This window comes from Pseudomonas sp. 05T35 (assembly GCF_056396605.1).
This window is the reverse complement of record NZ_JBFTLU010000863.1, coordinates 1-648: the sequence shown is the minus strand read 5'-3', so window position 1 is coordinate 648 and position 648 is coordinate 1. Positions and strand designations below refer to the sequence as shown.

Genomic DNA, 648 nt, shown 5'->3' with positions numbered 1-648 from the left:
ATGTGCTGGTGCTCAAGCCACAGGAAATCATGGATCACCTGGAAGAACTGGTGACCAGCGGCAAGTAAGCGCAACCGATTGCGGCTCCTGCGCACTCAAGGAGCCGGGGAGTTGGCCCCTACCGATACCGACCTGTTAGTTCTTACAGTATCCAGAATCCTGGAGGTCATGCAGTGTAACGAGGACGCCACCTTGATCAAGGCCAGCACGGATGCCAACAACATCGTCGGTTTGTGCGGATACCGCAACACCGAACATTATGGTGTCAGACTCGCGTGGCCTGACGATCAGGACCGTACAGTTCCACCGACGGCAGGCGGGCGATCCGCTTGAAACGCGGGTTACCCATCAACGGTTCGACGCCGCTGGCCGACCAGTTGCCAGCCGTGATCCGTATTTGTTTGCCCTGGCCCAAACCGACGCATCCGTCCCCGTCAACCTGAGTCAGACCTTCAGCCTGTCCGGCCTGCCGTTGGCGAGCCACAGCGTGGACGCCGGCTGGCGGCTGACGCTGCCAGGTGAGGCCGGGCAAGCCGTCGAACGCTGGGACGGCCGTGGCAGCCACTCACGGACCGAATACGACGAACTGCTGCGCCCGGTGGCCGTGCAGGAGCGTGGAGCAGACGTTGCTGCTCCACGCTCCTGCAC

Annotated in this window: 1 pseudogene; it reads left to right on the top strand. The window is 62.0% G+C overall.

Annotated features, from left to right (window positions below):
• Nucleotides 1-259: 259 nt before the first annotated feature.
• Nucleotides 260-648, top strand: a pseudogene (locus AC1DH9_RS30345) (RHS repeat protein); the annotation flags it as partial.